The sequence below is a fragment of the Kluyvera genomosp. 2 genome, assembly GCF_036759865.1.
GTDB classification, from domain to species: domain Bacteria; phylum Pseudomonadota; class Gammaproteobacteria; order Enterobacterales; family Enterobacteriaceae; genus Kluyvera; species Kluyvera ascorbata_B.
In genome coordinates this window covers 1,413-3,557 of the sequence record NZ_JAPKIA010000040.1, presented here as the reverse complement: position 1 = coordinate 3,557, position 2,145 = coordinate 1,413, and the positions used below count along the sequence as shown (strand labels likewise).

Genomic DNA, 2,145 nt, shown 5'->3' with positions numbered 1-2,145 from the left:
GTGCGCATAATGTGTTGAACATGTTAAATGACTGCACGAAGTGCTGGCATTTAGCCTTCTGCAATGAGCCGCCAGACGTTGTCACTTGTTTTCTGGCACAGAAAATCACTGCAACAGCGGAATTACAGATACATCCTGAATGTTCGTTTCTTCTTATTAATAGATAGCATTGTGAAATGCGGTTATTTTATGACTATTTTATAGCATCATCAACAGGTTGTAGCAACACAGTTTATGTCGGGATTTCTGTTTTCCCACTGAAGTATGAGCCAGCGCAGGTAATAAACATAAACCTGTACATCACCATCAATCATGTAGCAATTACGCTGAATCTTTTTTGTGAGAGGCCAGAACAACACTGTGCCATAAGGAGTTTCACACAGGATTACTTTCATATTCCCGTCAAGAACAACTTCATAATGAATTTGATTGTTTTTTAATTCATCTTCAGCCTCCATTAATATCTCATCTCGAATTTTATTTATTTCATGATAATGCCCGGAAGGAATCTTCATGGCAACGCGTCGTAATCCAGCTTCCTTGGCATTTTCTTCTGTGCTGATAAATGCCACCGTGTCAGCAGAATAAATCCGGCGATGTGAGTAATCCTTATCGAGCTCATACTCTCCCGGATTATCCTTCCATTTGTTGTAGCCATGCAATTTTGGAAGGTCATTGCAGAAGTTCTGAAAGTTATGCCATCGCTCGCATACAGTGACACCTTTGTAGCCTTTAAAATACTGCTTCCCTTTGGTTGTCATGTAGCACCTTGCCAGCATGTTATGCCAGAGTATGAATGCTCTCGTTCTTTGGTGTGTTCGGGTGTTTTCAATAGTTGAATGACATCCATTACCAATATATCCGACGCCGTAATATTTTGGTGTCATCAGTAACTTTCGTCGTTCTTCCTCCGATGATGGAAAAGCTTCGTCTGATACAGAACCAGTTTTAATATGCGAGCCATAGGCTTCCTTGATGATGCCACTGTCTTTGAATTCCACGACATAATAGCCTCGCCTTGATTTATCATCAGAGCGGCCAAGAATGGCGCATTCTCCATTATGTCGGGTTCTGAATGTTGCGCCGGGGAACAATACGTCATGAGTATAATTTTGATGAAAGCAATTATTACGGATGCCTTTTTTGTAGCGGGGCATGATATTTCTCCTGCGTGATTTAACTGAAAGGGAAGGGAGTAAAAAGAATCGGGGCGGGTCCTTCTTTTTCGATTCACCTTCAGTCAGGCACTCATGCCGGAGAGATGGATTATATTTATGTAATCACTTCAAAAAATAAAATATAAAATTTTTCAAACAATGAATTGTGACAGATGATGGTACAAACCGTCAGGCGCTCTGTGTGGCATCATTAATACGGCACATGCAAATACGTCAGGTTGCAGCCGGATGCGCTCAGATGGCTGTACAGATGCAATAAACAGGGCGGAACAGGGGGTTGCCAGTGTGAGAGGGCGCATATGCCTGACAATTGCAGGGCTGTTTATTTATACAGTATCTGGTATTTTGCTTACATCGTGACCGCTGGCTGCCTGTATGCGGTTTTGGGGTGATTTTGGCCTTAGTCATGGCTTTGCATTGCCGTTGACTCTGGCGTTGCGCATGGTGCATTACAGGGAGCGCACTCAGGGTCAGGACTGCGCCGGAATCACCCGATAGGGTGGGTAAATAAAAAAATAAATATAACCGTTTTACAGGTTTAAATATCTGTGCTACCATCGCCAAATCGCCAACCGGGGTTAATTCTTTTATATATGTTCTGTTATTCTCTTATATAGACTTACTGTTTAATTGTTATTATCGGTTTTCTGTACTTATCTGCATCTGTCTTTGATGTTTCAATATTATCCCAATATTAAGCCCTCCGCAGGAGAGCCATGCGGCTTGAGCTGACAATAATAAGAACAGAAAAATAAGAATCCCCACAGAAGTGAGGACTCATCAGATAGCTATCAGTAATCTACTTTGTCAAAGTCTATCCTGAAGTTATCTCCCGCTGTATCCGCATTATGCATTTCCTTGCTGTTTCTTAATACCCGCAACTCTTTAAGAATTTCCTTTTGAATATCAGCCTGAGTAAATAACACCGTTTTCAGTTCATAGTCCGTAATGCTTCTGACTACCCAGG

General features: G+C 41.7%; 1 protein-coding gene. It reads right to left on the bottom strand.

Going from position 1 to position 2,145, the window contains the following annotated elements; genetic code table 11:
- Nucleotides 1–209: 209 nt before the first annotated feature.
- Nucleotides 210–1,157: a hypothetical protein gene (locus tag V6942_RS23330; RefSeq protein ID WP_263525881.1), complete on the bottom strand. Its 948-nt coding sequence runs from the start codon at nucleotides 1,155–1,157 to the stop codon at nucleotides 210–212.
- Between the last annotated feature and the right edge of the window lie 988 nt (nucleotides 1,158–2,145).